25 protein-coding genes are annotated in these 22,181 nt (G+C 63.2%); 13 read left to right on the top strand and 12 right to left on the bottom strand.

Features of this window, described 5'->3' with window-relative positions:
• Window positions 1-65: 65 nt before the first annotated feature.
• Together AC1MCD_RS11110 and AC1MCD_RS11115 are read left to right on the top strand one after the other, a co-directional pair.
• A complete protein-coding gene (locus AC1MCD_RS11110) occupies window positions 66-626 on the top strand; it encodes an SDR family NAD(P)-dependent oxidoreductase (protein ID WP_498671919.1) in 561 nt (186 codons plus the stop codon).
• Complete coding sequence (locus tag AC1MCD_RS11115) at window positions 623-913, top strand: hypothetical protein (protein WP_498671920.1); 291 nt, start codon at window positions 623-625, stop codon at window positions 911-913. Before AC1MCD_RS11110 ends, AC1MCD_RS11115 begins: the two co-directional genes overlap by 4 nt.
• A gap of 64 nt (window positions 914-977) precedes the next feature.
• Here the strand turns inward: AC1MCD_RS11115 and AC1MCD_RS11120 are convergent, their stop codons facing one another.
• On the bottom strand, window positions 978-1,805 hold the full coding sequence (locus AC1MCD_RS11120) for a VOC family protein (RefSeq protein WP_498671921.1): 828 nt from the start codon (window positions 1,803-1,805) through the stop codon (window positions 978-980).
• A gap of 152 nt (window positions 1,806-1,957) precedes the next feature.
• Between AC1MCD_RS11120 and AC1MCD_RS11125 the strand changes: the two genes are divergently transcribed.
• From AC1MCD_RS11125 to AC1MCD_RS11135, 3 genes are all read left to right on the top strand, one after another.
• On the top strand, window positions 1,958-2,485 hold the full coding sequence (locus AC1MCD_RS11125; protein WP_498671922.1) for a hemerythrin domain-containing protein: 528 nt from the start codon (window positions 1,958-1,960) through the stop codon (window positions 2,483-2,485).
• A gap of 91 nt (window positions 2,486-2,576) precedes the next feature.
• Entirely contained in the window at window positions 2,577-3,140 is a 564-nt protein-coding gene (locus AC1MCD_RS11130) for a hypothetical protein (RefSeq protein WP_498671923.1), read from the top strand.
• On the top strand, window positions 3,137-3,766 hold the full coding sequence (locus AC1MCD_RS11135) for a TMEM175 family protein (protein ID WP_498671924.1): 630 nt from the start codon (window positions 3,137-3,139) through the stop codon (window positions 3,764-3,766). Before AC1MCD_RS11130 ends, AC1MCD_RS11135 begins: the two co-directional genes overlap by 4 nt.
• 34 nt (window positions 3,767-3,800) lie before the next feature.
• Here AC1MCD_RS11135 and AC1MCD_RS11140 read toward each other — a convergent pair whose 3' ends face one another.
• Window positions 3,801-4,556, bottom strand: a complete 756-nt coding sequence (locus AC1MCD_RS11140; RefSeq protein ID WP_498671925.1) for a CPBP family intramembrane glutamic endopeptidase — start codon at window positions 4,554-4,556, stop codon at window positions 3,801-3,803.
• A gap of 283 nt (window positions 4,557-4,839) precedes the next feature.
• On the opposite strand from AC1MCD_RS11140, the gene AC1MCD_RS11145 reads away from it, so the two are divergent.
• The 4 genes from AC1MCD_RS11145 to AC1MCD_RS11160 all read left to right on the top strand — a co-directional run bounded on the left by AC1MCD_RS11145 (window position 4,840) and on the right by AC1MCD_RS11160 (window position 7,174).
• A complete protein-coding gene (locus AC1MCD_RS11145; RefSeq protein WP_498671926.1) occupies window positions 4,840-4,989 on the top strand; it encodes a hypothetical protein in 150 nt (49 codons plus the stop codon).
• A gap of 40 nt (window positions 4,990-5,029) precedes the next feature.
• Window positions 5,030-5,542 carry a CAP domain-containing protein gene (locus AC1MCD_RS11150; RefSeq protein ID WP_498671927.1) on the top strand — a complete coding sequence of 171 codons (513 nt, stop codon included), beginning with the start codon at window positions 5,030-5,032 and terminating at the stop codon, window positions 5,540-5,542.
• A gap of 294 nt (window positions 5,543-5,836) precedes the next feature.
• Window positions 5,837-6,697: a PDDEXK nuclease domain-containing protein gene (locus AC1MCD_RS11155; protein WP_498671928.1), complete on the top strand. Its 861-nt coding sequence runs from the start codon at window positions 5,837-5,839 to the stop codon at window positions 6,695-6,697.
• 69 nt (window positions 6,698-6,766) lie between these two features.
• Window positions 6,767-7,174, top strand: coding sequence for a hypothetical protein (locus tag AC1MCD_RS11160; protein ID WP_498671929.1), 408 nt, complete (start codon window positions 6,767-6,769; stop codon window positions 7,172-7,174).
• A gap of 29 nt (window positions 7,175-7,203) precedes the next feature.
• On the opposite strand, the gene AC1MCD_RS11165 is transcribed toward AC1MCD_RS11160, so the two are convergent.
• The gene (locus tag AC1MCD_RS11165) at window positions 7,204-8,067 is read right to left on the bottom strand and encodes a hypothetical protein (RefSeq protein ID WP_498671931.1); all 864 of its coding nucleotides are present in this window, start codon (window positions 8,065-8,067) and stop codon (window positions 7,204-7,206) included.
• Window positions 8,048-9,814: an NAD(P)/FAD-dependent oxidoreductase gene (locus tag AC1MCD_RS11170; RefSeq protein WP_498671933.1), complete on the bottom strand. Its 1,767-nt coding sequence runs from the start codon at window positions 9,812-9,814 to the stop codon at window positions 8,048-8,050. The genes AC1MCD_RS11165 and AC1MCD_RS11170 overlap by 20 nt, the downstream gene beginning before the upstream one ends.
• A gap of 342 nt (window positions 9,815-10,156) precedes the next feature.
• Here AC1MCD_RS11170 and AC1MCD_RS11175 point away from each other — a divergent pair, with 342 nt between their 5' ends.
• From AC1MCD_RS11175 to AC1MCD_RS11185, 3 genes are all read left to right on the top strand, one after another.
• A complete protein-coding gene (locus tag AC1MCD_RS11175) occupies window positions 10,157-11,191 on the top strand; it encodes an AAA family ATPase (RefSeq protein WP_498671935.1) in 1,035 nt (344 codons plus the stop codon).
• Between the two features lie 339 nt (window positions 11,192-11,530).
• Window positions 11,531-12,196 carry a hypothetical protein gene (locus AC1MCD_RS11180; RefSeq protein WP_498671938.1) on the top strand — a complete coding sequence of 222 codons (666 nt, stop codon included), beginning with the start codon at window positions 11,531-11,533 and terminating at the stop codon, window positions 12,194-12,196.
• A 266-nt stretch (window positions 12,197-12,462) separates the two neighbouring features.
• Window positions 12,463-13,059, top strand: a complete 597-nt coding sequence (locus AC1MCD_RS11185; RefSeq protein WP_498671940.1) for a hypothetical protein — start codon at window positions 12,463-12,465, stop codon at window positions 13,057-13,059.
• 32 nt (window positions 13,060-13,091) lie between these two features.
• Here AC1MCD_RS11185 and AC1MCD_RS11190 read toward each other — a convergent pair whose 3' ends face one another.
• The 8 genes from AC1MCD_RS11190 to nrdH all read right to left on the bottom strand — a co-directional run bounded on the left by AC1MCD_RS11190 (window position 13,092) and on the right by nrdH (window position 21,255).
• Window positions 13,092-13,355 carry a hypothetical protein gene (locus tag AC1MCD_RS11190; RefSeq protein WP_498671942.1) on the bottom strand — a complete coding sequence of 88 codons (264 nt, stop codon included), beginning with the start codon at window positions 13,353-13,355 and terminating at the stop codon, window positions 13,092-13,094.
• A gap of 224 nt (window positions 13,356-13,579) precedes the next feature.
• Window positions 13,580-14,626, bottom strand: a complete 1,047-nt coding sequence (locus AC1MCD_RS11195; RefSeq protein ID WP_498671943.1) for an FAD-dependent monooxygenase — start codon at window positions 14,624-14,626, stop codon at window positions 13,580-13,582.
• 471 nt (window positions 14,627-15,097) lie between these two features.
• Window positions 15,098-15,826, bottom strand: coding sequence for a PspA/IM30 family protein (locus AC1MCD_RS11200; protein ID WP_498671945.1), 729 nt, complete (start codon window positions 15,824-15,826; stop codon window positions 15,098-15,100).
• A gap of 71 nt (window positions 15,827-15,897) precedes the next feature.
• Window positions 15,898-17,022 carry a hypothetical protein gene (locus tag AC1MCD_RS11205; RefSeq protein WP_498671946.1) on the bottom strand — a complete coding sequence of 375 codons (1,125 nt, stop codon included), beginning with the start codon at window positions 17,020-17,022 and terminating at the stop codon, window positions 15,898-15,900.
• A 198-nt stretch (window positions 17,023-17,220) separates the two neighbouring features.
• Window positions 17,221-18,195, bottom strand: coding sequence for a class 1b ribonucleoside-diphosphate reductase subunit beta (gene nrdF / locus AC1MCD_RS11210; protein ID WP_024368367.1), 975 nt, complete (start codon window positions 18,193-18,195; stop codon window positions 17,221-17,223).
• 91 nt (window positions 18,196-18,286) lie between these two features.
• Entirely contained in the window at window positions 18,287-20,407 is a 2,121-nt protein-coding gene (gene nrdE, locus AC1MCD_RS11215; RefSeq protein WP_498678298.1) for a class 1b ribonucleoside-diphosphate reductase subunit alpha, read from the bottom strand.
• Between the two features lie 74 nt (window positions 20,408-20,481).
• On the bottom strand, window positions 20,482-20,955 hold the full coding sequence (nrdI, locus tag AC1MCD_RS11220) for a class Ib ribonucleoside-diphosphate reductase assembly flavoprotein NrdI (protein ID WP_498671948.1): 474 nt from the start codon (window positions 20,953-20,955) through the stop codon (window positions 20,482-20,484).
• 54 nt (window positions 20,956-21,009) lie between these two features.
• Window positions 21,010-21,255 (bottom strand): glutaredoxin-like protein NrdH, encoded by a 246-nt coding sequence (nrdH, locus tag AC1MCD_RS11225; protein WP_190988196.1) that lies wholly within the window; start codon window positions 21,253-21,255, stop codon window positions 21,010-21,012.
• Between the two features lie 409 nt (window positions 21,256-21,664).
• Between nrdH and AC1MCD_RS11230 the strand changes: the two genes are divergently transcribed.
• Window positions 21,665-22,177, top strand: a complete 513-nt coding sequence (locus AC1MCD_RS11230; RefSeq protein ID WP_498671950.1) for a TspO/MBR family protein — start codon at window positions 21,665-21,667, stop codon at window positions 22,175-22,177.
• Window positions 22,178-22,181 lie beyond the last annotated feature (4 nt).

Genomic DNA, 22,181 nt, shown 5'->3' on the forward strand with positions numbered 1-22,181 from the left:
TCCTCGGGGGCTGTCACCATGCCGGCGCTCTTGCTCTCCGCGTCCGCTGCGCGTATGAGAGAGGCATGGGTTCGCAACGAAAAGACCTCCGCGGACGCGTGGCGGTGGTGACAGGGTCCACGCGCGGCTTGGGGTTTGCCATGGCAGGACTTCTGGGGCGGCAGGGCGCGACAGTGGTGCTGGCGTCGAGGTCGGACGGCGACGTCGCGGCCGCCGTCGAGCGGCTAAACGCAGAAGGCATCGCGGTGTCCGGACGCCACTGCGACACCGGTGATTTGGCCGACGTCGAGGACCTGCGTGACGAGGCACTGAGCCGAGGGACGCTCGACATCTGGGTCAACAACGCCGGAACCTCGGGTGTCTTCGGCCCGACGGCCACCACTCCGGTGGACGACTTCACCCGGGTGGTGCGTACTAACATCCTGGGCACGTTCCACGGCTCGAGGGTTGCGTTGCCCGTGTTCCTCGGCCAGGGCCACGGCGACCTGGTCAACGTCTACGGCCAGGGCGACCAAGGGCCGGTCGCGCTGCAGAATGCGTATGCGTCGAGCAAGCGCTGGGTCCGCCAGTTCACCGAGACGCTGCGGCGGGAGACCCGGGCACCGGCGTGCGGGTGCACGGCATGAACCCGGGGCTCGCGATGACCGACATGCTGGGACACGTCACGTCCCAGCCCGGGTACGAGCAGCGGCTGGGCGGACTGCAGGTGGTTGTCGGACTCTGGGGGCAAAACCCCGACGACGCCGCGCGCCCGCTCCTGGACCTCGTCACGTCGGACGCCGCCGAGTTCCGGTATCTGACCAAGACAACGATGGTTACCCGAGGGCTGCGTAACGTCCTGGCCGGACGCCTCCGTCGCGCCAACCGCATGCCTTTGGATGTCACCGTTCTCGACACGAACCGCCACGGCTGACCGGGCCGGAAATGCCCCTGCGTCAACGCCGTCGGCCCGGGGCTGCCGCGTGTTGCTGGATCGCTTAGGCCGACGACGGCGTGAACTGGCTGGCGGTGAACTCCGCTCCTTGGGGGTCCCGGATCAGTGCCGTCCGCGTCCAGTCGGTGTCACTTTGGCTAAGAACCTTGGCGCCGAGCCGTTCGGCCTCAACCACGGTCCGGTCGCGGTCCGCGACCGTGAACGAGACGTGCCAGTGCGGCGGTTCGTGGGGGGCGGTAGTCGCAATCCATGCGATCGCATCCTCGAAGCCGGGCGGGGCAGCCAGCACTGACTGGCGCGCCCTGATGCCGGGGTCAACTGTGGCCTCAAGGTGATCACCATAACCGGGCCTGCGGATCATCATCCCGAAGCCGAGGTCGTCGACCTCCCAGCCGAACGCTTGCTCATAGAACGCAACGGCCGCGCCCGGGTCAGATGTGTGCAGATCGCTGAAATTCCAGGCGCCTGGCAGGTTGGCCACTTCTGCCCCTAAGCGTCGCTTGGCCTGCCAGATGCGGAACCCGGCGCCCTCCGGATCGGTCAGCGCAGCACTTCGTCCGCCCTCCCCCGCATCGGCAGGCGCCGACCGCACCGTGGCGCCGGCGTCGACCAGCCGCTGCACTGCGGCATCCGCGTCCTCGACGGCTACGTAGGTACTCCACACTGCGGCAACCTCCGGGGCGCTGGCCATCCCGCCGACGTCCTGGCCGTCGAGCTTTGCTATCAGGTAGCGGCCCGGCGCTCCCGGCGGCATGGCGTCCTCGAATGTCCAGCCGAAGAGTCCACCGTAAAACTCGACGGCGGCCTCGACGTCAGGCTGTTCGGTGTCGATCCAGCATGGGACTCCCTGCGGGTAGGTCCGTGCGGTCATGTGTGGCTCCCGTCCATGGCCAAAGCCTAGCGAGCCTGGATCCGGCCCGATACCCCACGCGTGAGGGACTAATGGCTCTCGTGCAGGCCCCGCCACTCGGCGCATGGTTGATGACGGGAAGTTCGGCGCACAAGTGTTGGGAAGAGGGGACCATGAAAGAAGGCAAAGACGCTGCCGTTGAAGCTCGGGCACTCCAGGCAGTTGAGAGCCACCACGCTGCGATGCTTAAGCAGCTTAACGGACTTGTAGCCGTCCTGATGGAAGCGGTTGAGGCAAGGAATACTGCTGCTGAGGAGACAGCGCGGGCAACACTGTTGGACTGGTGCGGGAACGAGCTTGTTCCGCACGCCTTGGCAGAAGAAGGGCCCTTGTATGGCGGGCCCCGCGCCACGCCGGAGGGGAGGCTGCTGGTCGAGGGGATGCTGGCCGAACACCGCGTAATCCTCGGCCTTGTGGAAGAACTGCGAACGTCCACCGGACTCTCTGCCGCAGTGGCGGGCGCAACCATCCAACGTGTGTTTGCCCTGCACCTTGACAAGGAAAATGGCCTTCTGATGCCTTTCATAGTCGAATCCCCGGACCTGTCCCTTGCCGAGGCAGTACAGGGGCTGCATCAGTTAGTCGGAGGAACTGAGGGCCACCACGCCGATGTGCACGGCTCGGGCCACCACCATCACTGAAGTACCGCCGGCCGTCGCGGCCCCAGTGGTTTGCAGATTTTGCTGACCGGGGACGTGGGCAGCGCGCGCCGTTCGGGCGGATGATAGTCGCATGCACAGGATCATCGGGTGGCTGGCGGCAGCCATCATCATCACGCTCATCTTCGGAAGTGTCTATGTCACGCTCCAGCAGTTCGGGCGTCACTCAGCCAATGCGGCCCCCGCTGCGGCCGCCGCCGCACAGGTTCAACACATGGGCTCCGGGCCCACGACGGAACCCCCGCTGGAGCTGACAGCGGACAGTGGGGTCTTCGTCATGGTGTTCGGGGCGGACAACAAACCCACATCCACAACAGTCAGCCTCCACGGGGCGCCTCCCGACGTTCCCGCCGGGGTGCTGGAGACCGCAAGGACCTTGGGATCCGACGCTGTGACGTGGCAGCCTGAGCCGGGCCTGCGGATGGCGGTCGTGGCGCGGCAGGCGCCGGGCGGGGTCGTCGTCGCAGGGCAGTCGCTGACCCCTTTCGAGGACGGTGACCGGCTGAGTCAACTCTTCCTGGCGGCCGGCTGGGTGGGCAGCATGCTTGTCCTCACCGGCGCGTACGCTGCAACAGCTCTTGCCAGACGCCGCCAGGACGGAGTGCACAATGCTGCTTTGAGGGAGGGAACCCTGTGAACAAGAACCGCCTCGAGGCGTTCAGCGATGGCGTGCTAGCCATTGTCATCACCATTATGGTACTGGAACTGCATACGCCGGACGAACCGACGTGGCATGGCTTCGCCGCAGTCCTGCCCACCTTCCTCAGCTACCTGCTCAGCTTTGTGTACGTGGGAATTTACTGGAACAACCACCACCATATGATCCACTTGGCCGGCCGGGTCAACGGCGCCATCCTGTGGGCCAACCTGCACCTGTTGTTCTGGCTGTCGCTATTCCCCTTCTCCACCCGATGGATGGATGAGTCTGCATTTGTGCAGGTTCCGGTCCTGATCTACGGGCTCAACCTCCTCTGCGCCTCAATTGCCTACTTCATCCTGCAACAGGCACTGATCCGGCAGCAGGGCAGGGACGGCGCCCTGGCGCAGGCTGTCGGCCGGGACTGGAAGGGCAAGGCCTCGCCGCTGATTTACCTCGTTGGCATCGGATCGGGGATTGTCCAGCCGTTGTTTGGAATTGCGGTCTATACCGTGGTGGCGCTGATCTGGTTGGTGCCTGACCGTCGGGTTGAGCATTTCGTCACCCAGGCACACCAGGCCGACGGCGTTGGTGACCGGGCCGAGGACCGCCGCACCCAGGGTTGACAGTATGTCTGCCGGCTTAGGTGCCGCGTCGTTGTCACGGCGTGAGCGCGTAGAAGATGACCCAGTTCATGGCGAGGTTGAATCCGGCGTGGGGCAGTACTGCGCCGGCCAATGATCCAGTGAGCCGCCTGAACCCGTAGAACATCAGGGACGCCGCGAACATGGCAGCCACCCAGAAGAGTGCCGGGAGAGGCAGGAACGCCCAGGCACCGGCAACGTACACCACCCCGAAGTGTGCCAGATGGGTGATGGCGAAGGCGGCCGCGTCAATCAGCGCTGCCCGCCGGTCGCCGAGTTGCGCAGCGAAACTCTCGTGGGCCACACCGCGGTACAGCATCTCCTCCCCGATCGGGCTGAAGAGCATCCCGATGACGGCGAAGATGATGAAGTAGATGAGCCGGTCGCCGTCGGAGGGTGATGCCGGCACGCTCGAGTACGACAGTGCTATGTACGCGAACGGGTGGGACAAGCTGTGGCCCCACACGGCGGCGGCCAGGTAATGCACTGCCAGTGCCATCAGCACGCCGGCCATCACTGCCGGCACAATCCAGCGCCACTGTGTTGGCCACACCAGGCCGATGCGCGTACGCCCTTCCCTGGTCAGGAGCACCCACGGCAGCGCGATCATCGCCATAAACACGACGCTGACAGCCTGATAGCTTCCGGTCACGTTTGCCTGCAGGACCAGTGCCACCCGCACCAGCCCGAAAAGGACGAGCAGCAGAATACCGGTGCGCATGTTCAGCGGGAGAAGGGAGCGGAACGGTGCTCGGACAGTCAGCGTGGTCATACCGTGAGTGTAGGCCGAGAGTAGCAAGTGACCGTGACAGCACCAGCAGGAGCCTGAAGCCGCCGGGGAGCGGCGCCACTACACCGTGCACCTCTTGCCGCACTCTCCTGTCTAGTGGGCAGGATCACTCAATACGCAGTGTGGCGTAAGCAGTAGGTACTGTTCTCCGGGTGCTAAAGGACAAAAAACATATCACTGCCTCCATAATTACCTTCACCCTGGCCGGTGGACTGCTGATCGGCGCGTCCTCTCCCGCCGGCGCCGCCTCCTGGCCTTTGGACTGGTGGAGCTGGATCACGGCCAGCGCACAGTCCCCGGCACCTGCGAAGCCTTCCGCGGCTCCCCCGGCCTCGACGGCCGCAACCGCGCAGCCAACGTCCGCTCCTGCGACCGCGCCGGCGACGTCGTCTCCCGCTGCCGTTCCCGCGGCTGAGGTACCGGCCCCTGCAGAGCCGGCTCCCGTACAGGTTCCGGTGCCCGCAGCTCCGGCCCCAGCCCCGGCGCCCGCTCCGGCTCCGGCCCCGGCTCCCGCCCCTGTTCCGGCCCCGCGGGCTCCCGCGGCGCCGGCAGCGGGCGGCGCGCCGGCCAACGCCGTAGCCCTGCGGTCCTTCGAGCTCATCAATCAGTACCGGGTAGCCAACGGGCTCGCCGCCCTGCGCTACAACGCTGGTCTCGCAAGCGTGGCGCAGAACTGGTCGAACACCATGGTGGCCGACATCAACGCCCAAGGCAGCGCCGGCTTCCGGCACAACCCGGACGCGGCCTCCCAAATCCCGTCCGGCTGGTCCCGTTCCGCGGAGAATATCGCGGTGAACGCCGACGCCGATGCGCTATTCGCTGCGTGGAAGGCCTCCCCCGGCCATAACGCCAACATGCTCAACGCCAGCCTGACCGACTTCGGCTTCGGCTCGTCCCGGCTCGCCGCCGGTTCCCCGTACGGTGCGCAGTTGGTTGCTACGCAGAACTTCGCCACCTACGGAAAATAGGCAAAGGAACGACGGCGGCCGCCCGCCGTCGTTCCTTGTCTCCGGGCTCCCATGGAGCTGCGGAGATGATAGTTGGGCCCCGGTCACGATGTCGGACCCCTTCGGTAGCTTCAAGGCAAGCAATCCGAAACCCACATCAGCGATTCCAACAAGATGGGCATCGGGCCCGGTACCCGAAAGCATGCGCGCGCTGCCGCGTTCCCAGGAACTCCGGCGCAGAACACCATGCCGGAGTGGTATCCCGAATTACTTCGATCTGTCTCCCACCAGGTGGAGTCGGGCCGCGCAAGGGCAGTGGCTGCCGCCAACCAAGAGCTGGTGGCGACATACTGGGCCATCGGTCGCCACATACTTGGCCGAGGAGCGAAGGGCTGGGGTGCCAAGGTGACCGCCCGGCTTTCCCAGGATCTTCAGGACCGCTTTCCCGAGTCGAAGGGGTTCTCGGCCCGAAATCTCATGTTTATGCGTGCCCTCGCGGCCACATGGAGTGAACAGGCAATTGTGAAAGCGCCGCTTTCACAATTGCCCTGGTACCACCACATTGCCCTAATCCAGAAGCTCGACGACCCCGAAGCCCGGCTCTGGTACGCAGCTGCCGCCGTCGAGCATGGTTGGTCGCGGAACGTGCTGGTGCATCACATTGAGACTCAGCGCATGGAGCGCTCCGGGAAAGCCGTAACGAACTTTACGGCGACGTTGCCACCCAAAGAGTCCGACCTGGCCCAGCAGTCGTTCAAGGACCCCTACGTGTTCGATTTCGTGGCCATGACGGACAGGCGAAATGAGCGCGAACTCGAGAACCAGCTGGTCAACCACATCCATAAGTTCCTGCTTGAACTCGGCCAAGGATTTGCCTTCGTGGGCCGGCAAGTAGGACTGCAGATCAATGCGCAGGAGTTCTTTGCTGATCTTCTCTTCTCGAAGGACAATCTTGTGGCCGAGTACGCGCTCCGGACATCGCAAATGCCATCGGCGTATCCGAGTGGAAAACAGAAATCGTGGAGTCGCTGCCCGAGGAGTTCGCCGCCACGCTGCCCAGTATCGAGCTGCTCGAAGCCGAGCTTTCTTAGACCACGAACAGCGGTGTCGGGGCAACCTGAGGATACGATGCTGCCAGCACCATGCCTGCAGTCTGGCGAAAGGTGCATGCACTGATGGCGTTGGGGGAACACAGCGAAGCGAAGATCCGTAATCTTTCTGGCCACAGTTCTGGCCCTCTTATCGGTGGTCGCTGCAGGGCTCTTTGTGGTCAGTGCTGCCGAAGGGAGAGTCACGCAGGATCTGGTGGCCCGCGTCGACCGGTTTTCCATCCCGCCAACCTGGACCCGGGTGGACGATGTTGTTCGGCCGGAGAGGTTCCTGTGCATAAGTACCAACCCTTGCCCCAGCATCGCCCGGCGCTGGAACGCAGGCGGAGAACTCAACCTCGGTGACCTCGAGTCGGTGGCCTCCAGAGTCGGCTTTGAGATGAAGACCAAAGGAACGTGCCAGCGGCAGTCCACCGACATAGGCCGGACGACTGTCTGTGAATCTAGAGGAAGTGACGGGGTATACGACTACCTGCTCAACGTCACCAGTCCCGGCGTGCATGAACCCAGCTCCATCGGCCTTAACGTCAGGCCAGCCCAGTGAATACTTGAAAACAGGCGGCCAGCATTCATCTAGCCACTGGGTGCTGCCGGCGAATGGGATAGTACGAGTGCCCATCCCCCGGCCACTCCAATGGCAAGCAGTACGGCCACGAAGCCGATCGCCGGCGCGCTCGGCCATGTCAGGGCGTCGCCATACCGCAGCAGGGCAAGCGCCTGCAGAATGACGAAGACAACGGAGGTTAGCGCCACGGGACGGACGGTGCGGAGGTCGCCGCTCAACTGGCCCTGTCCGGCCGCCCACCCAAGACCGACCAGCCACGCTCCGATGGCCCTCGCTGTGAGCTCGGACAGTGGCCACGGCCACCACGTCGCGGCAGGAATGGGCGCTGCCAGGAGCGCCACGCCAAATAGCAGCAGTACCCCGGCGATTCCCAGCAGGAGCAGCCGGAGCGCACGGGGTAGCACTGGCCGTCCTGCCGTGACGGACCTTGGGGCAGGACGCCGGGACCGGATCTGCATCCAGCTGATGACGAGCATCGCCACAGGCACGATGGCATAGATCGCCAGCCACGCCCAGGTGGCCACATGGGCAAGGGGGCCAGCGTCTGACGACAGATGGAAGCGATCGAGATGAAAGAGCGTGACCCCGAGGGTCAAGGTCGTGAAGACGAACACTGGCCAGACTGCCAGCCTTGCAAGATCCCAACTCGCTGAGCGGGCTCCTGTCACCTCCAGACCGGCGCTCGACCAGTATGCCGCCCCGAGGAAGACCGCGGTCATAGGCGGTTTGACCGTCCAGGCGAACCATTCCCCAGTCCGGAGCGGAAACACGAACAGCACGAGCCCGGCAAGAAAGACGAGAAAGGCAGCGACGTAGAGTAGCCACCTCATCGGCGGAATCAACGGCGTGACGTCACTTGAAGTGGATTTCACCGGGCAACTCCTCAGGTCCGGCTGCCTCACCACGGGCAGGGGCCGAGGCAGGCAGGGGGTTCTCGGCCAGGCAGGTGTGGAGCATGGAGACCACGGTGGCGCCGTCCCCGACTGCGGTGGCCACTCTCTTGATCGAACCGGCCCGCACATCGCCGATCGCGAAAATGCCGGGCATGCTGGTTTCCAGCGCCAATGGCACCCTGTCCGGCCTAACGGACCCGGCGTCACTGACCTCCCGGCTGGTGCCCGTGCGCAGAAAACCGGCCGGGTCACGCTCGACGGCGTCGGGCAGCCAGGAGGTCCGCGGCACCGAACCGATCAGCACGAACAAGCCGCCCGCTTCGATCTCCTCGCTCGGGGTTCCGTCGCCGGCTCCGGATGCGGCGACTTCGACGGCCGCAAGGAATCCGTCCCGATCGCGGGCCCCGACGATCACCGTGCTACAGCGGATCGCAACGTTCCGGGTGGCTTCAAGTTGGGAGATGAGGTAGTCCGACATACTGACCGTCAGAGTGGGTCCGCGCACCAGCAGCGTCACCTTCTTTGCGTACTTCGCAAGGTGCAGAACCGCCTGCCCGGCAGAGTTGCCACCGCCCACCACACAGACGTGCTTTCCGGCCATCGACGGCGCCTCGGAGACTGTGGCCCCGTAGAAGACGCCTCTGCCCACCAGATCCTCCAGCTGAGGTATGCCCAGGCGCCGGTAGTCCACGCCGGTGGCCACCACGACTGTGCGGCACCGCACGATACTGCCATCGGAAATCGACACAGCGTACAGTGCTCCGTCCATGCCGAGACCGTTCACCTTCCGCAGGAACAGGAAGTCCGTGCCCAGGGTCCAGGCCTGGTGAAATGAGCGGTAGGCCAGGTGGGCGCCGCTCACACCGCGGGAGAAGCCAGGGTAATTGCGGATCAGCGAACTGGTGCCGGCCTGGCCTCCCACGGCCTCTCCCTCCACCACCATGGTGGAGAGACCCTCCGAGGAGGCATACACGGCTGCCGCGAGACCGGAGGGCCCGGCTCCCACGACCACCACATCAAAGATCTTGTCCGCCGGTGGCGCCCGCGTCACCCCCATCGCTTCGGCGATCTCCAGGTCAGTGGGGTTCTCGAGGACAATTGGTGAAGCGGTGAACTCCAGCACCATGACGGGCAGCACTGGGTCGCGCAGGCCCGCGCTCTCCAACGTCCGTTCCGCCATCTCGGAACCCGCGGGGTAAAAGCCCACCGGGATGTGGTTTCGGCTCAAGGAGTCGCGCAACGTATGAGTCCTCTCGTCGCCTACCTCCCCGATCAGCCGGACCGCCTCGAACCCCACACCCCGGGCCAGATGCCAGTCGTCGAGGGCGTCGGTAATCGACCCATGGAATTCCTCGTCGCGCACTCGCTCCGGACGTATGATCACCAATTCGGCGTACCCCTGCGCGATCGCCCGGAATACGGTGGGGGCGCTGGCGAAGTCACCCCAGATCACCACAGCACCACGTTTGGCGGCCGGGTGAAAGCCATAGGCACGCCGCAGGAAATCGAGACCACTGCGGTCAGCCGGTCCGTAGCACCCGAGTATGAGGGCGACCGCGCGATTCCAGTGCCGGAGCCCCTCAAGCACCGCCCGCCCGTGGGCGTAGTCGGCGCACGCCACCACCTCGTAATCAGCACCGTAGCGTCGACGTAACTCATCTTCAAGAATGCGCCGAGAGGTCGGGTCCGTGGTGGCAATCAGCATGACCGGAACCGAGTGATCCATGGCCGCCGTCTTTCCGGTTCAAGGGTTCGGTGGCGCCCACGATACTCGCGCTGGGACATCGGGGACAAGGGGTGATAATTGCCTCCGGGAAGGTCCTTCACCGCCGGGGCCTGAGTTGAATCTGGCCCGGGTTGTCGCCTCGATTTCAGCCAAGTGTCGATAAACACAGCCGTCGAGTAGATGGTTAGGCTGGGTGGATGGACCAGGTCGGGAGCGCCTAGGCAGCTCTGACGGGAGACCGGCTCGCGGCCGTGCCCGAGGCGGAACCCTCGGTGCGGCTAACGAATTCACTTTTAGAAGCCAACCCCGTCCCGGCCGAGAATCGAGTACTACAGTGGATGCATGGCTGCCAGCCGCAATCCGCTCGACGATCTGCGCGAAACCATCGGCCGTCTGGCCGATCAGCTCAAGCTGCCCGGTTCGGAGCGCGTCGACGACCTGGTCGGCGATCTCGTGGGTCCTAGGCCGGGGCCGGGCCGGCCGCTGTCCGAGGTGCAGGCCGAGCTCGACGCGCTGGTTGGACTGGAGACGGTGAAGGAACAGGTGCGGGCGCTCGTCGCACTGCTCCAGGTCCAGGCCCGCCGTAAGGCGCACGGACTGCCGGAGGTCGCCACATCGCAGCATCTGGTGTTCCTCGGAAACCCGGGTACGGGCAAGACCACCGTGGCGCGGCTCCTGGCCGAGATGTACCGCGCGGTCGGTTTGCTGCAGAAAGGCCATTTGGTCGAGGTCGACCGTTCGGGCCTGGTGGGGCAGTATGTCGGCACCACCGCCATCAAGACGGACCGGGTGATCCGGCGTGCGCTGGACGGCGTCCTGTTCATCGATGAGGCCTACGCGCTGGCCCCGGAGGACGGGCGGATGGACTTCGGCCCCGAGGCGATCGAGGTCCTGCTCAAGCGGATGGAGGACCACCGCCATCGCCTGGTCGTGATCGTGGCCGGGTACCCGCGGCTGATGGAGTCCTTCTTGCTCTCGAACCCCGGACTGCGCTCCCGGTTCGCCCGCGAGATCACGTTCCCCGACTACTCCGTCGACGCACTACAGACGATCTTCCACCGAATGCTGGCCCAGCACGAGTACAGGCTGGAGCCGGGTGCGGACCAGGTGCTGCGCCGCATTTTCACCGGGCTCCACGCGGGCGAGGACTCCGGCAACGCACGGTTCGCTCGCACGCTTTTCGAGCAAGCGCTCAACCGACAGGCGCTGCGACTGTCGCTCGACGAGGAACAAAGTCTCGACGCGCTCGATCGTGAGGCCGTGATGACCCTCACCGCGGACGACATCGTCGAGGCCGCGCTGGCCTTGGGCGAGGAGCCCGAACCGGAACCGACACCGGAACCGGAGCGGTCACGCTGGTGGCGCTGGCTGGTCTGACCGGTCCGCGGCGGCTGTCAGGCGAATGCACGAGTCAACTAGAACGGAACAGGGCCACCTAGTTCGAAATCTTACATTTCCTCAGATGCCTCGCATTTGCTCAGGTAGCTCGAGATCATCTGGCGCTTTTCGCCAAGTGCCCTCGCCCACCACAGGCTCGCCGACTGCAATGTCGGCCACGGTTGGGAGTCAAGCCCCTAAGGCCCGGATTTCCGGGGTTAAGACGGTGTCCAGTCAAGCTAGGCGTTGTGATATGACAGAGGAGCTTAGCGGCGGGTGTGGACTCGGCTCTTGCTCAGGTGTATACCGGGGTGAACCAGCGGCACAAAGGCGGGTCCCATGATCAGGCGCAGATCTGTTTTCCTCACCGCAATCCTCATCATTGCTTTCTTGACCATTGCCGCGTCATGCGCGCCGGTCAAAGATGCCATTGCCGCGCTGCAAGGTAGCGGGGACGATGTGGTTAACATCGTGACCCGGGAAGCTAATCCCTCCGACTTTTCTGGTCTCTCGACCCGGCTAAAGGGAATCTTAAAGGATGTCCCGGAGAATGCCACAATCACACCGGTGGAGCAGCAGCAACTTGACAACGCAGCGCAGACTGCCAAGATCCTGGATGAAATCGCTGGGCTGTTCGCGGTGAGCGACGACATCAAGGCCTTGATCAATAAGGATTCAGTCCTACTGGCGGGCGGCTTTTTTCGGAAGAAGCCGAGCGATGCGTTTGCAGCCAAGCTGGATGAAGCCGTCCAGAACATCCTCAAAGACACGGCTTGCGGTGCCTTTTATGACGAGATGAACGCTGTTAGCCCCAAGAACACCGGAACGCTTCTAGGAGCTCACGGCCCGGCAACGCTAAATACGGTCTATGGCGCTCTCACACAGGCAATCGCAGACGCCAATACATGCTCTCCAATGTGCAGGAAGTCGTGGACCTCACGGGTCTCTCCAGCCAGATTCTATCCACGGCCAAAGGCTATGTTGGGAAGGCTAAGAAGACTGTAACTGCAGCTGCCTGGAACAACGGCGGGGCAACGCGCGCCTATCTGCAGATTTGCGTGTTCTCAAAGTAGGACTGGTTCGAAGCTGTCGAAGGGCCGCGACTCATTCCAGGCAAATCAGCGAGGAAGTCTGAAGAAGCTTTTCGGGTCGTCCGCGCCCAGCAGGTCGTGATTTAAGACGCTGGCGTCCACCGGCCGCTTGCCGGCGGCCGCAAACGATTCTGCATCGAGTCAGGACATAGGCTTGCCCTAAAAACCCGAAGGAGTTCCATGGCCGACCTTGTTCCCGAATACCTGACCTTTGACTATCGCTGCCAGTTCCGCGGGACACCCGGTGCGCGCCACGACCCGGAGGACTACCCGATGCTCTGGACCGTCAAGGTCAAAGGCACCGTGTGGGACGACGAGGATGACGGCGGGGACGGCCAGGAGGTGTCCGTCGGGAAGGCGGAGCTCTACGTCGTGCCCGACGCGGGGATTATCGACCTGTTCCTGACCATGGACGCCGTGAACCAGGAGGTCGCGAACGTCGCTGAGATGCTGACGACCAAGCGTCGTGACCTCCTTGAAGAAATGGCCCTCGGCGGGGACCTGGTCATCCTGTCCTCGCTGCAGATTGCGCCGAAGTTCCGTGGCAAAAAGATCGGCCACGCGGTCCTGAAATCGATCCTCGGCACTGTCGGCAGGTCAGCCGCCCTGGTCATCGTGGAAGCTGCCCCGCTCCTCACCAAAGATGTCCCGGAGGAAGGAACCCTCGGGCACGACGCGGCCAAGGATGCCCTGCGGCGCTACTGGGAAGGCTTCGGTTTCCAGTCAGCGTACGGCGACTACCTGGTCCTGGACACGATGGCGGACGTCTTGGAGTAGATTCACCGGATCAGCTCGCTCCGGGCCGGTGGCTACTCGAAGAGTTCGACGCGCGGTTCGCCCTGAACGCCGCCCCGCTGCATGGCTTCCTTCAGGTCATCGCGGCCGAAGAATGCCTTGGCTGTTTCCACATCGGCAAAATGGTGGATGACGAGGACGTTGTTCGGGTCATCGACCATCCGGTGTACTGACTCCTGGGTCACCCCGCCGTCCTTCTGCATGTCGCCAACGGAGTCGTAGACCTTGCGCCAGGCGTCGTAGTCGGCGACTCGGTGAACGATGATTGATACGGTCATGGCTTCTCCCTTGAAGCGTGCCGCGCTATTCCTACGGTTCAGCCTTGGGGCGGAGATGCGATTGCCCTGGATCGTGGGCGGCGCGTGCACAATTTTTAGCGGCGACCCGAGATGGGCCGTCCAAAGCTGTAGTACTCCCTTCCCGGGCAGGCTGTCAACGGGTGGTGGGCGGTGGAGGGTGGGTCCCAATCTGACAGGAACACCGCTGCCCGGCTCGGCTGGCCCTACGGGCGGAACCGGGTGTCGCCGTTGGGTGCCGGGGGCGGGGTGGCCTGCACCGAGAAAGAACCTCGAGTGTTCAGTTGCTCGGCATCGAAGCCCCCGATCCGTTTGTACTCGTCGGCGATCTCTTCGAGTTCCTCGCGGCTGATGACGTCGTAGAGTTCCTCGAATCCGTTTGGGGCCCTCTGCTCCACGAGATCCTGACATCGATGCGGTCCGGCGCGGCGATTGGATTGGACGACCGCCGCCGTCGCCGGCCGTCGTAGGGAGTCATAAGCCGTGATCCCGGCTTCGATCGTGGGCTGCAGCGCGAGTTCACGCGCCAGGACGCGAGCATCGAGGACCGCCTGAGAGGCACCATTTCCCCCCACAGGATGCATCGGATGAGCAGCGTCCCCGAGAAGGGTCACCCAACCGAAATCCCACGATGGCAGCGGGTCCCGGTCCACCATGGGGTACTGATAGATCACCTCGGTTTCCTGGATGAGTCTCACGACGTCCAGGAAATCGAACCGGAAATCTGCGAAGGCCTCCAGAACGTCTTCTCGCCGTGCAAGGTATGTCCAGTCCTGCGGCGGCATTTCAGCGGTCGAGACCCTGCGGGTCGCGACCCAGTTGATCAGCAGCTTTCCCGAATGATCCCGGACAGCCGAGATGGGATAGACCACGGCGCGTTGGGCACTGGACCCGATGTTTACCATCGAGCGGCCGGAGAGGAATGGTTCCCCGACACTGACGCCTCGCCACATCGTGACGCCATTCCACCGCAAAGGACCCTCATCCGGGTAAAGGCATCTACGGACAGTGGAGTGAACCCCATCGCACCCGACCAGGAGGTCCGGATAAGCACGGGTGATCACCCGATCCGGACCGTGCGAGACGAAGTCAGCCCACATAGACGGCGGGTCCATCCCCAAACTGGCCAGCCGGTGGCCGGTGTGCACCCGGTGCGGGCCGAGGCGCGCAAGGACCGCCGCATGGAGCACGCCAAGCAGTTCGCCACGATGGATGGACAGCTGGGGCCAGCGGTATCCGGCCGCGGTGCCCAACGGTTCTCCCCAAATGGCTGACCCAATCTGGAGAAGTACGTGAAATCGGCGGTCGCCACGCCCACCTTCGAAAGATCAGTCATGAGACCAAGGTCAGTGAGCTCCCGGACCGCATGAGGCAAGAGGTTGATGCCGACGCCCAATTCGCGGATGCCCGACGCCGACTCGTAGATGTCCAAGTCATCGAAACCGACCGCGTGCAATGACAGGGCCAAGGACATGCCCGCTATCCCACCACCGACGATGGCGACCTTCATCGACCCCTCCGAACGAGGTTCCCCGTCCCCCCTAGCAAAAGGCTACCTCGGCGCTGGGTGTGCCGGTAGTGCGCGTGTTGACAAGGGCGCCGGTCTGACTACGGTTGGTGGTCCGCCCAGAGGAGCTACTCGACCCCTGACTCCCAGACCTGAGAAGCGCCCGAATCTGGATGCGGTCGGCAGTCACCCGGACATCCTGTGTACGCGCGGCGCCTTAGTAGTCGATGGCCTTCCGGTCCATGGACTTGAGGGCGGCGAGGCGTGCTTCCGCTTCGGTCTGCTCTCCGAGGTCTTCCAGGGAGGCGAACTGGGCTTCCAGGGACGAGGCGGCGAGTTCCTGCTGGCCGCGGACGGTGGCTTCCTGGCGGCGGATGTTCTCCTCGTAGCGGCCGATGGCGCTGGTCGGGTCTCCGGCGTCCAGGGTCTTGAGGGCGTCGATGACCTGGGACTGTGTGGCTGCCATCCGGGACCGGGCTACCAGTTGGTTGCGCTTGGCGGTGAGCTCGTGCAGTTTGCCCTTCATCTGGTCCAGGCCGCCCTTGAGCTTGTCGACCACTTCGTTCTGGGCGGCCAGCCCGGGTGCGGCGCCGGTGACGAGCTTTTCGGCGGCCATCTGCCGCTGGAGAGCGAGCTTGTCGAGGTTGTCGAACTTCTGCGCGTCAGCGTTGTTGCCTGCGGACCGGAATTCGTCGCCCTTCTTGGACGCGGCCAGTGCCTTGCGGCCCCATTCGTCGGAGTCGGCGAGGTTGCGCTTGTGCTCGTCCTCGGCCACACGGAGGTTGCCGATGGTCTGTGCGACGGCGGCCTCGGCTTCGCGGATGTTCTCCGAGTAGTCCCGGACCATCTGGTCGAGCATCTTCTGCGGGTCTTCGGCGGAGTCCAGGAGGGCGTTGAGGTTGGCCTTAGCCAGCTGGGCAACGCGGGCGAAAATACTCTGCTTCACGGGGGTCTTTCTATCGGTGATAGATTCGCATCTTATGTGTGCGGCGACGGCGGGCGCCAGCGCCCGGCTTGTCACCCCCACCTCCCCAACAGGTCTTTGTTGGCTTCCCGCAGAGCTTCAAAGCCCTCTGCCGGGAAGTTCTCCAGCCTTGACCACCACTGCTCCGGGTCCGGGGCGGTGAACATTCGCCGGCCAGAGCTCAGTGGTCGGACATGCCACGAACCTGCCGGCTGCAGATCAGCGTGTCCCGGCCCGAGGACCTGCACACCGAAGATCCCTGGAACCGATCTTTTCATGACGGCATGGTCGGCCGACAGTTCGTTTTGGCCCGGGGATGTAAACCCCCGCTGGTCGATCACGCTCACCGGAGTGATGAGCCCGAAATGAACCCGGGACACTGCCGCATAGTCGTACAGAGGTGCCATATCTTCCAGGAGACGCGTCAGCGACTCCAAGGCGTTTGTTGTCCCAGCTTTTACTTCTATGCCGGGCAGGATCCAGCCCTCCGTCGTGAAATGGACGTACCAGTCTCCGTTGGCCGCTGGGAAGAGAAGCTCCGCCCAGCCGATGTCGTCGCAGCAGCGCGTGATGACCTCTGCTATCTGGTGCGGTTCGCATCGGGACATCGTGAACTGGAACCCGGCCAGGATAGGGCCGGTGGCGTTGGTCTTCGCCCAGCCCGCGAACATCTCAACGATGTCGTTGAAGGCAGGACTTTGAACTGCCCAGTTGTCCCAGTTGTTTTTGATCGTTTGAAAGGCCAACGGAACCCTGTCGTTGTCCAGGGCTGCGTCAACGGCGCAGATAGCCGCACCGTAGGCGAAGCGGCCTGCTCGCGGCCTAGGCCCAACCTTTTCTGCGCAGGCGGTGATGGTGCCGGTAAAGCGCAGTGGTCGGATGGCTTGGGCGATGCTCTCCGCGATCTGCACCGCGTGCTTGGGGGAATCGACGGGAAAAACGTAAATGGCTATCCCCGCACTGACCTCCACAGCATGGAAGCGCTGATCGGGCGCCAAGGTCACAGCTATTCCGGAGATGGCGTTATCGATGTCAGGCACTGATAGTCGTTCGGAGTCCGGGGCAGGGATGCAGAGGAAGCCCTGGGCGAACCTCGCGTTGGCATTCTCCTTGCGGATTTTGGCCGCGTCGATGGTGATTCCCTCTGGCGCTACTGGGCCGCTTCCGGGTGCAGTCATGCTGTGATCCAAGCGCCGATCGCGGTCCAAGGCAAGTTCTCCACCTCATTTGGACCCTGGCAGTCGGGTCCGAGCGGCGCGGCGGACCGGGCACCGCCTCCGATCACCTCGAAGACCGACCCGACATAGCCCCAGCCTTGAGCCGGCCATCACGCTGAAGTGTACATTCTTCCAATTAGGTCGACATCTCACAAAAAATTAGAAGTCCCAGTCATCATCCTCAGTGTTGACAGCCTTGCCGATCACGTACGACGAACCCGACCCGGAGAAGAAGTCGTGGTTCTCGTCAGCGTTCGGGGACAGCGCCGAGAGGATGGCCGGGTTCACGTCGGTGACGGAAGCCGGGAACATCGCTTCGTAGCCCAGGTTCATCAGCGCCTTGTTGGCGTTGTAGTGCAGGAACTTCTTGACGTCCTCGGCCAGGCCGACGGAGTCGTAGAGGTCGTGCGTGTACTGGACTTCGTTTTCGTACAGCTCGAAGAGCAGCTCGAAGGTGTAGTCCTTGATCTCCTGCTTGCGCTCTTCGGACAGGCCTTCGAGGCCCTTCTGGAACTTGTAGCCGATGTAGTAGCCGTGCACGGCCTCATCGCGGATGATCAGGCGGATCAGGTCAGCCGTGTTCGTCAGCTTGGCCCGTGAGGACCAGTACATGGGCAGGTAGAAACCGGAGTAGAACAGGAAGGACTCCAGCAGCGTGGAGGCCACCTTGCGCTTCAGGGGATCGTCGCCCTGGTAGTAGTCCATAACGATCTGGGCCTTCTTCTGAAGGTTCACGTTCTCGGTGGACCAGCGGAATGCCTCGTCGATCTCCTTGGTGGAGGCCAGCGTGGAGAAGATCGAGGAGTAGCTCTTGGCGTGTACGGACTCCATGAACGCAATGTTCGTGTACACGGCTTCCTCGTGGGGGGTGATCGCATCCGGAATCAGCGAGACGGCACCGACGGTGCCCTGGATGGTGTCCAGCAGGGTCAGGCCAGTGAACACGCGCATGGTGAGCTGCTGCTCGTCCGGGGTCAGCGTTGCCCACGACTGCACGTCGTTGGACAGCGGAATCTTCTCCGGCAGCCAGAAGTTGTTGACCAGGCGGTTCCAGACGTCTACGTCCTTATCGTCCTGGATCCGGTTCCAGTTGATCGCTTCGACGTGGCTAAGCAGCTTGACCTTCTCGGTCATGTCATCCCCTAAAAGTTGGGTTGTTCTTTGAAGTTAAGCGTACGACGGCGGGCGGGCGCCCGCCGTCGTACTGTCACGATTTAGTTGAAGATTAAAGCATGCAGCTGACGCAGCCGTCCACCTCGGTCCCTTCCAGCGCGAGCTGGCGGAGACGGATGTAGTAGATGGTCTTGATGCCCTTCTTCCAGGCATAGATCTGAGCCTTGTTGATGTCGCGCGTGGTGGCGGTGTCCTTGAAGAACAGCGTCAGGGACAGGCCCTGGTCGACGTGCTGGGTGGCGGCGGCGTAGGTGTCGATGACCTTCTCGTAGCCGATCTCGTACGCGTCCTGGTAGTACTCCAGGTTGTCGTTGGTGAGGTACGGCGCCGGGTAGTACACGCGGCCCAGCTTGCCTTCCTTGCGGATCTCAATTTTGGACGCCACCGGGTGGATCGAGGAGGTGGAGTTGTTGATGTAGGAGATCGAGCCGGTGGGCGGCACAGCCTGCAGGTTCTGGTTGTAGATGCCGTGCTTCATGACCGACGCCTTCAGCTCGCGCCAGTCCTCCTGCGTGGGGATGTGGATGTTCTTGAACAGCTCCGCCACCTTCTCAGTCTGCGGGACCCACTCCTGCTCCGTGTACTTGTCGAAGAACTCGCCCGAGGCATACTTGGACTTCTCGAAGCCGCCGAAGGTCTGCCCGGTCTGGATGGACAGCAGGTTGGAGGCGCGGACCGCGTGGTACACCACCGAGTAGAAGTAGATGTTGGTGAAGTCCAGGCCCTCTTCGGAACCGTAGTGGACCCGCTCGCGGGCCAGGTAGCCGTGCAGGTTCATCTGGCCGAGGCCAATGGCGTGGCTCTGGTCGTTGCCGCGGGCGATGGACGGCACCGAGGTGATGTTGGACATGTCAGAGACTGCCGAGAGGGACCGGATGGCCGTCTCGATGGTCAGGCCGAAGTCCGGGCTGTCCATGGTCTTGGCAATGTTCAGCGAGCCCAGGTTGCAGGAGATGTCCTTGCCGGTCTGGTCGTAGGACAGGTCATCGTGGTACGTGGTGGGCTGCGAAACCTGGAGGATCTCCGAGCACAGGTTGGACATGATGATCTTGCCGTCAATCGGGTTTTCCCGGTTTACGGTGTCCTCGAACATGATGTACGGGTAGCCGGATTCGAACTGGATCTCGGCGAGGGTCTGGAAGAACTCACGCGCCTTGATCTTGGTCTTCTTGATCCGGGAATCGTCCACCATCTCGTAGTACTTCTCGGTGACCGAGACGTCGGAGAACGGCATGCCGTAAACCTTTTCGACGTCGTACGGCGAGAACAGGTACATGTCCTCGTCCTTCTTGGCCAGCTCGAACGTGATATCCGGGATGACAACGCCCAGCGAGAGGGTCTTGATGCGGATTTTCTCATCCGCGTTCTCGCGCTTGGTGTCCAGGAAGCGGTAGATGTCAGGGTGGTGCGCGTGCAGGTACACGGCACCGGCACCCTGGCGGGCACCGAGCTGGTTGGCGTAGGAGAAGCTGTCCTCGAGGAGCTTCATCACGGGGATGACGCCGGAGGACTGGTTCTCGATCTGCTTGATGGGCGCGCCCACTTCGCGGATGTTGGTCAGCGCGAACGCCACACCGCCGCCGCGCTTGGACAGCTGCAGCGCCGAGTTGATGGAGCGGCCGATCGACTCCATGTTGTCTTCGATGCGGAGCAGGAAGCAGGAGACCAGCTCGCCGCGCTGCCTCTTGCCGGCGTTCAGGAACGTGGGGGTGGCCGGCTGGAAGCGGCCTTCAATGATTTCGTCCACCATCTGCAGCGCGAGCTTCTCGTCGCCGCGGGCCAGATGCAGGGCCACCATGCAGACGCGGTCCTCGTAGCGCTCCAGGAAGCGCTTGCCGTCGAACGTCTTCAGTGTGTAGGACGTGTAGAACTTGAACGCGCCCAGGAACGTCTCGAAGCGGAACTTCTTTTTGTACGCGCGGTTGTAGAGCTCGCGGATGAAGTTCATCGTGTACTGGTCGAGGGTTTCGCGCTCGTAGTACTGGTTCTTCACCAGGTAGTCGAGCTTCTCTTCCAGGTCATGGAAAAAGACGGTGTTGTTGTTAACGTGCTGCAGGAAGTACTGGTGGGCAGCCTCGCGGTCAGCCCCGAACTGGATCTCCCCGTTCGGGCCGTAGAGGTTCAGCATGGCGTTGAGCTCGTGGTAACCCAGGCCCTTGTAGGCTGCCGGCATCTCGGGCTTCTCGAGGTCGACGCCGTGCTTCTCGACGGCGGCACTCGCGCGGGTGCCCTGGCCGTCGGCCCTGGTTACTTCTGTGTCTGCGACAGTCGTGTCCAAAACGTGTCCAATCCATTGTTTACGCGGGCAACGTCTTCTGGCGTGCCCATAAGTTCAAAGCGATAAAGCCGGGGAACCTGACATTTCGCCGCGATGATGTCCGCGGCCATGCAGTAGTTATCCCCAAAGTTTGTGTTGCCTGCACCGATGACCCCGCGGACCAGCCGCCTGTTCTGCGGGTTGTTCAGGAAGCGGATGACCTGCTTGGGCACTGAGCCCTCTCCCCCGGTACCCCCGTAAGTCGGAACCACCAGCACGTAGGGCTGGGTAGCCAGAAGGGGCGCATCCTTTGCCTGGAGCGGGATCCGCGCCGTGTCGCGGCCCAGCTTCATGACGAAGCGGCTGGTGTTCTCGGAGGTGGAGGAAAAGTAGATGAGCCGGCTCTGCGTGGTGACAGGCGGCAACGGGGCCGTCTGGGCCCTGGCCTCTGCCAGTGCTGCCACGGGAGTCACCTCATGTGTGGGTTCGAAAGGTTGCCGGCTGGCGGGAAGTGGAGGCTAAGCCACGGAGGAAACGGCAGCCTGGGCCAGTTCCTCGATCTTGTCCGGGCGGAAGCCTGACCAGTGGTCCTGGTCGGTGACCACAACAGGTGCCTGCATGTAGCCAAGTGCCTTCAGTCGCTCGAGCGCATCGGCGTCCTGAGAGATGTCAACGCTCTGGTAGGCGATGCCTTTTTTGTCCAGTGCTCGGTACGTTGCGTTGCACTGCACACACGCAGGCTTGGTGTAAACCGTAACGGTCATAGTCCCTGTCCCCTTTATCGAAATCTTCGCTCGTCTTTGTCCCGCCCAAGCTGTACGTCGATACTACATGTAGTGCAGACGGCTCTTCGGAACCCCAAGATGATGTATTACAAGTATGTCATTTAATGCACTTTTAATCCACAGGCGAGGGCTTCAAAATGTCCCGGATTCCAGCGTTTTTTGCGTAGTTCATCCACACCCTGTGGAGTACTTAGCCACATTTAACGGCCCGCGTGTCGCTTGCTGGACGGCGTGTCGCGCCTGGTGGCGGGGGTTCCGGAAAGCGTCCCGGACCACTACATGTAGTGGCACAAGACACCGGACAATGGAGGGCCAGGACCGTACCATCGGGTTTGTAGGCAACGTTTGAACCGGGGTACGGCGACTGCAATAAGAAAGAGGACAGGCGATGAAGCTATTGACATTGGCGTGGACTGCGGCCGCAACGGCCGCTACCGCAGCAGCCGGAGCGGTGGCGACGGATCCGGACAGCGGCTGGTACCGGACGCTGCGCAAGCCGGACTGGCAGCCGCCCGCCATTGTCTTTCCCGTTGTGTGGACGGCACTCTACGCGGACCTCGCCGTGAGTTCCGCCGTCGCCCTGGACAGCCATGATGCGAGCGGCACTCCAGACACCGGGGAAAACCGGCAACAGATCCAGGCCTATCAGGGTGCCCTGGCTGTGAACCTCATTCTCAACGCGACGTGGAGCTGGCTATTTTGGCGCTCCCGCCGGCCGTGGCTGGCCGCGGCGGAGTGCGCCGTACTCGCGGCGAGCAGCGCGGACCTGGTGCGGCGGACGTACAAACTGAACCGCGCCGCAGGGATTTCCCTTGCACCCTACGCAGCGTGGTGTGGATTTGCCACATTCCTCTCCACGGCAATTGCGCGGCTCAACCCATCGGGCGCCCGGTCAAAGTAGTCCG

It is taken from the genome of Arthrobacter sp. BF1 (assembly GCF_056680215.1).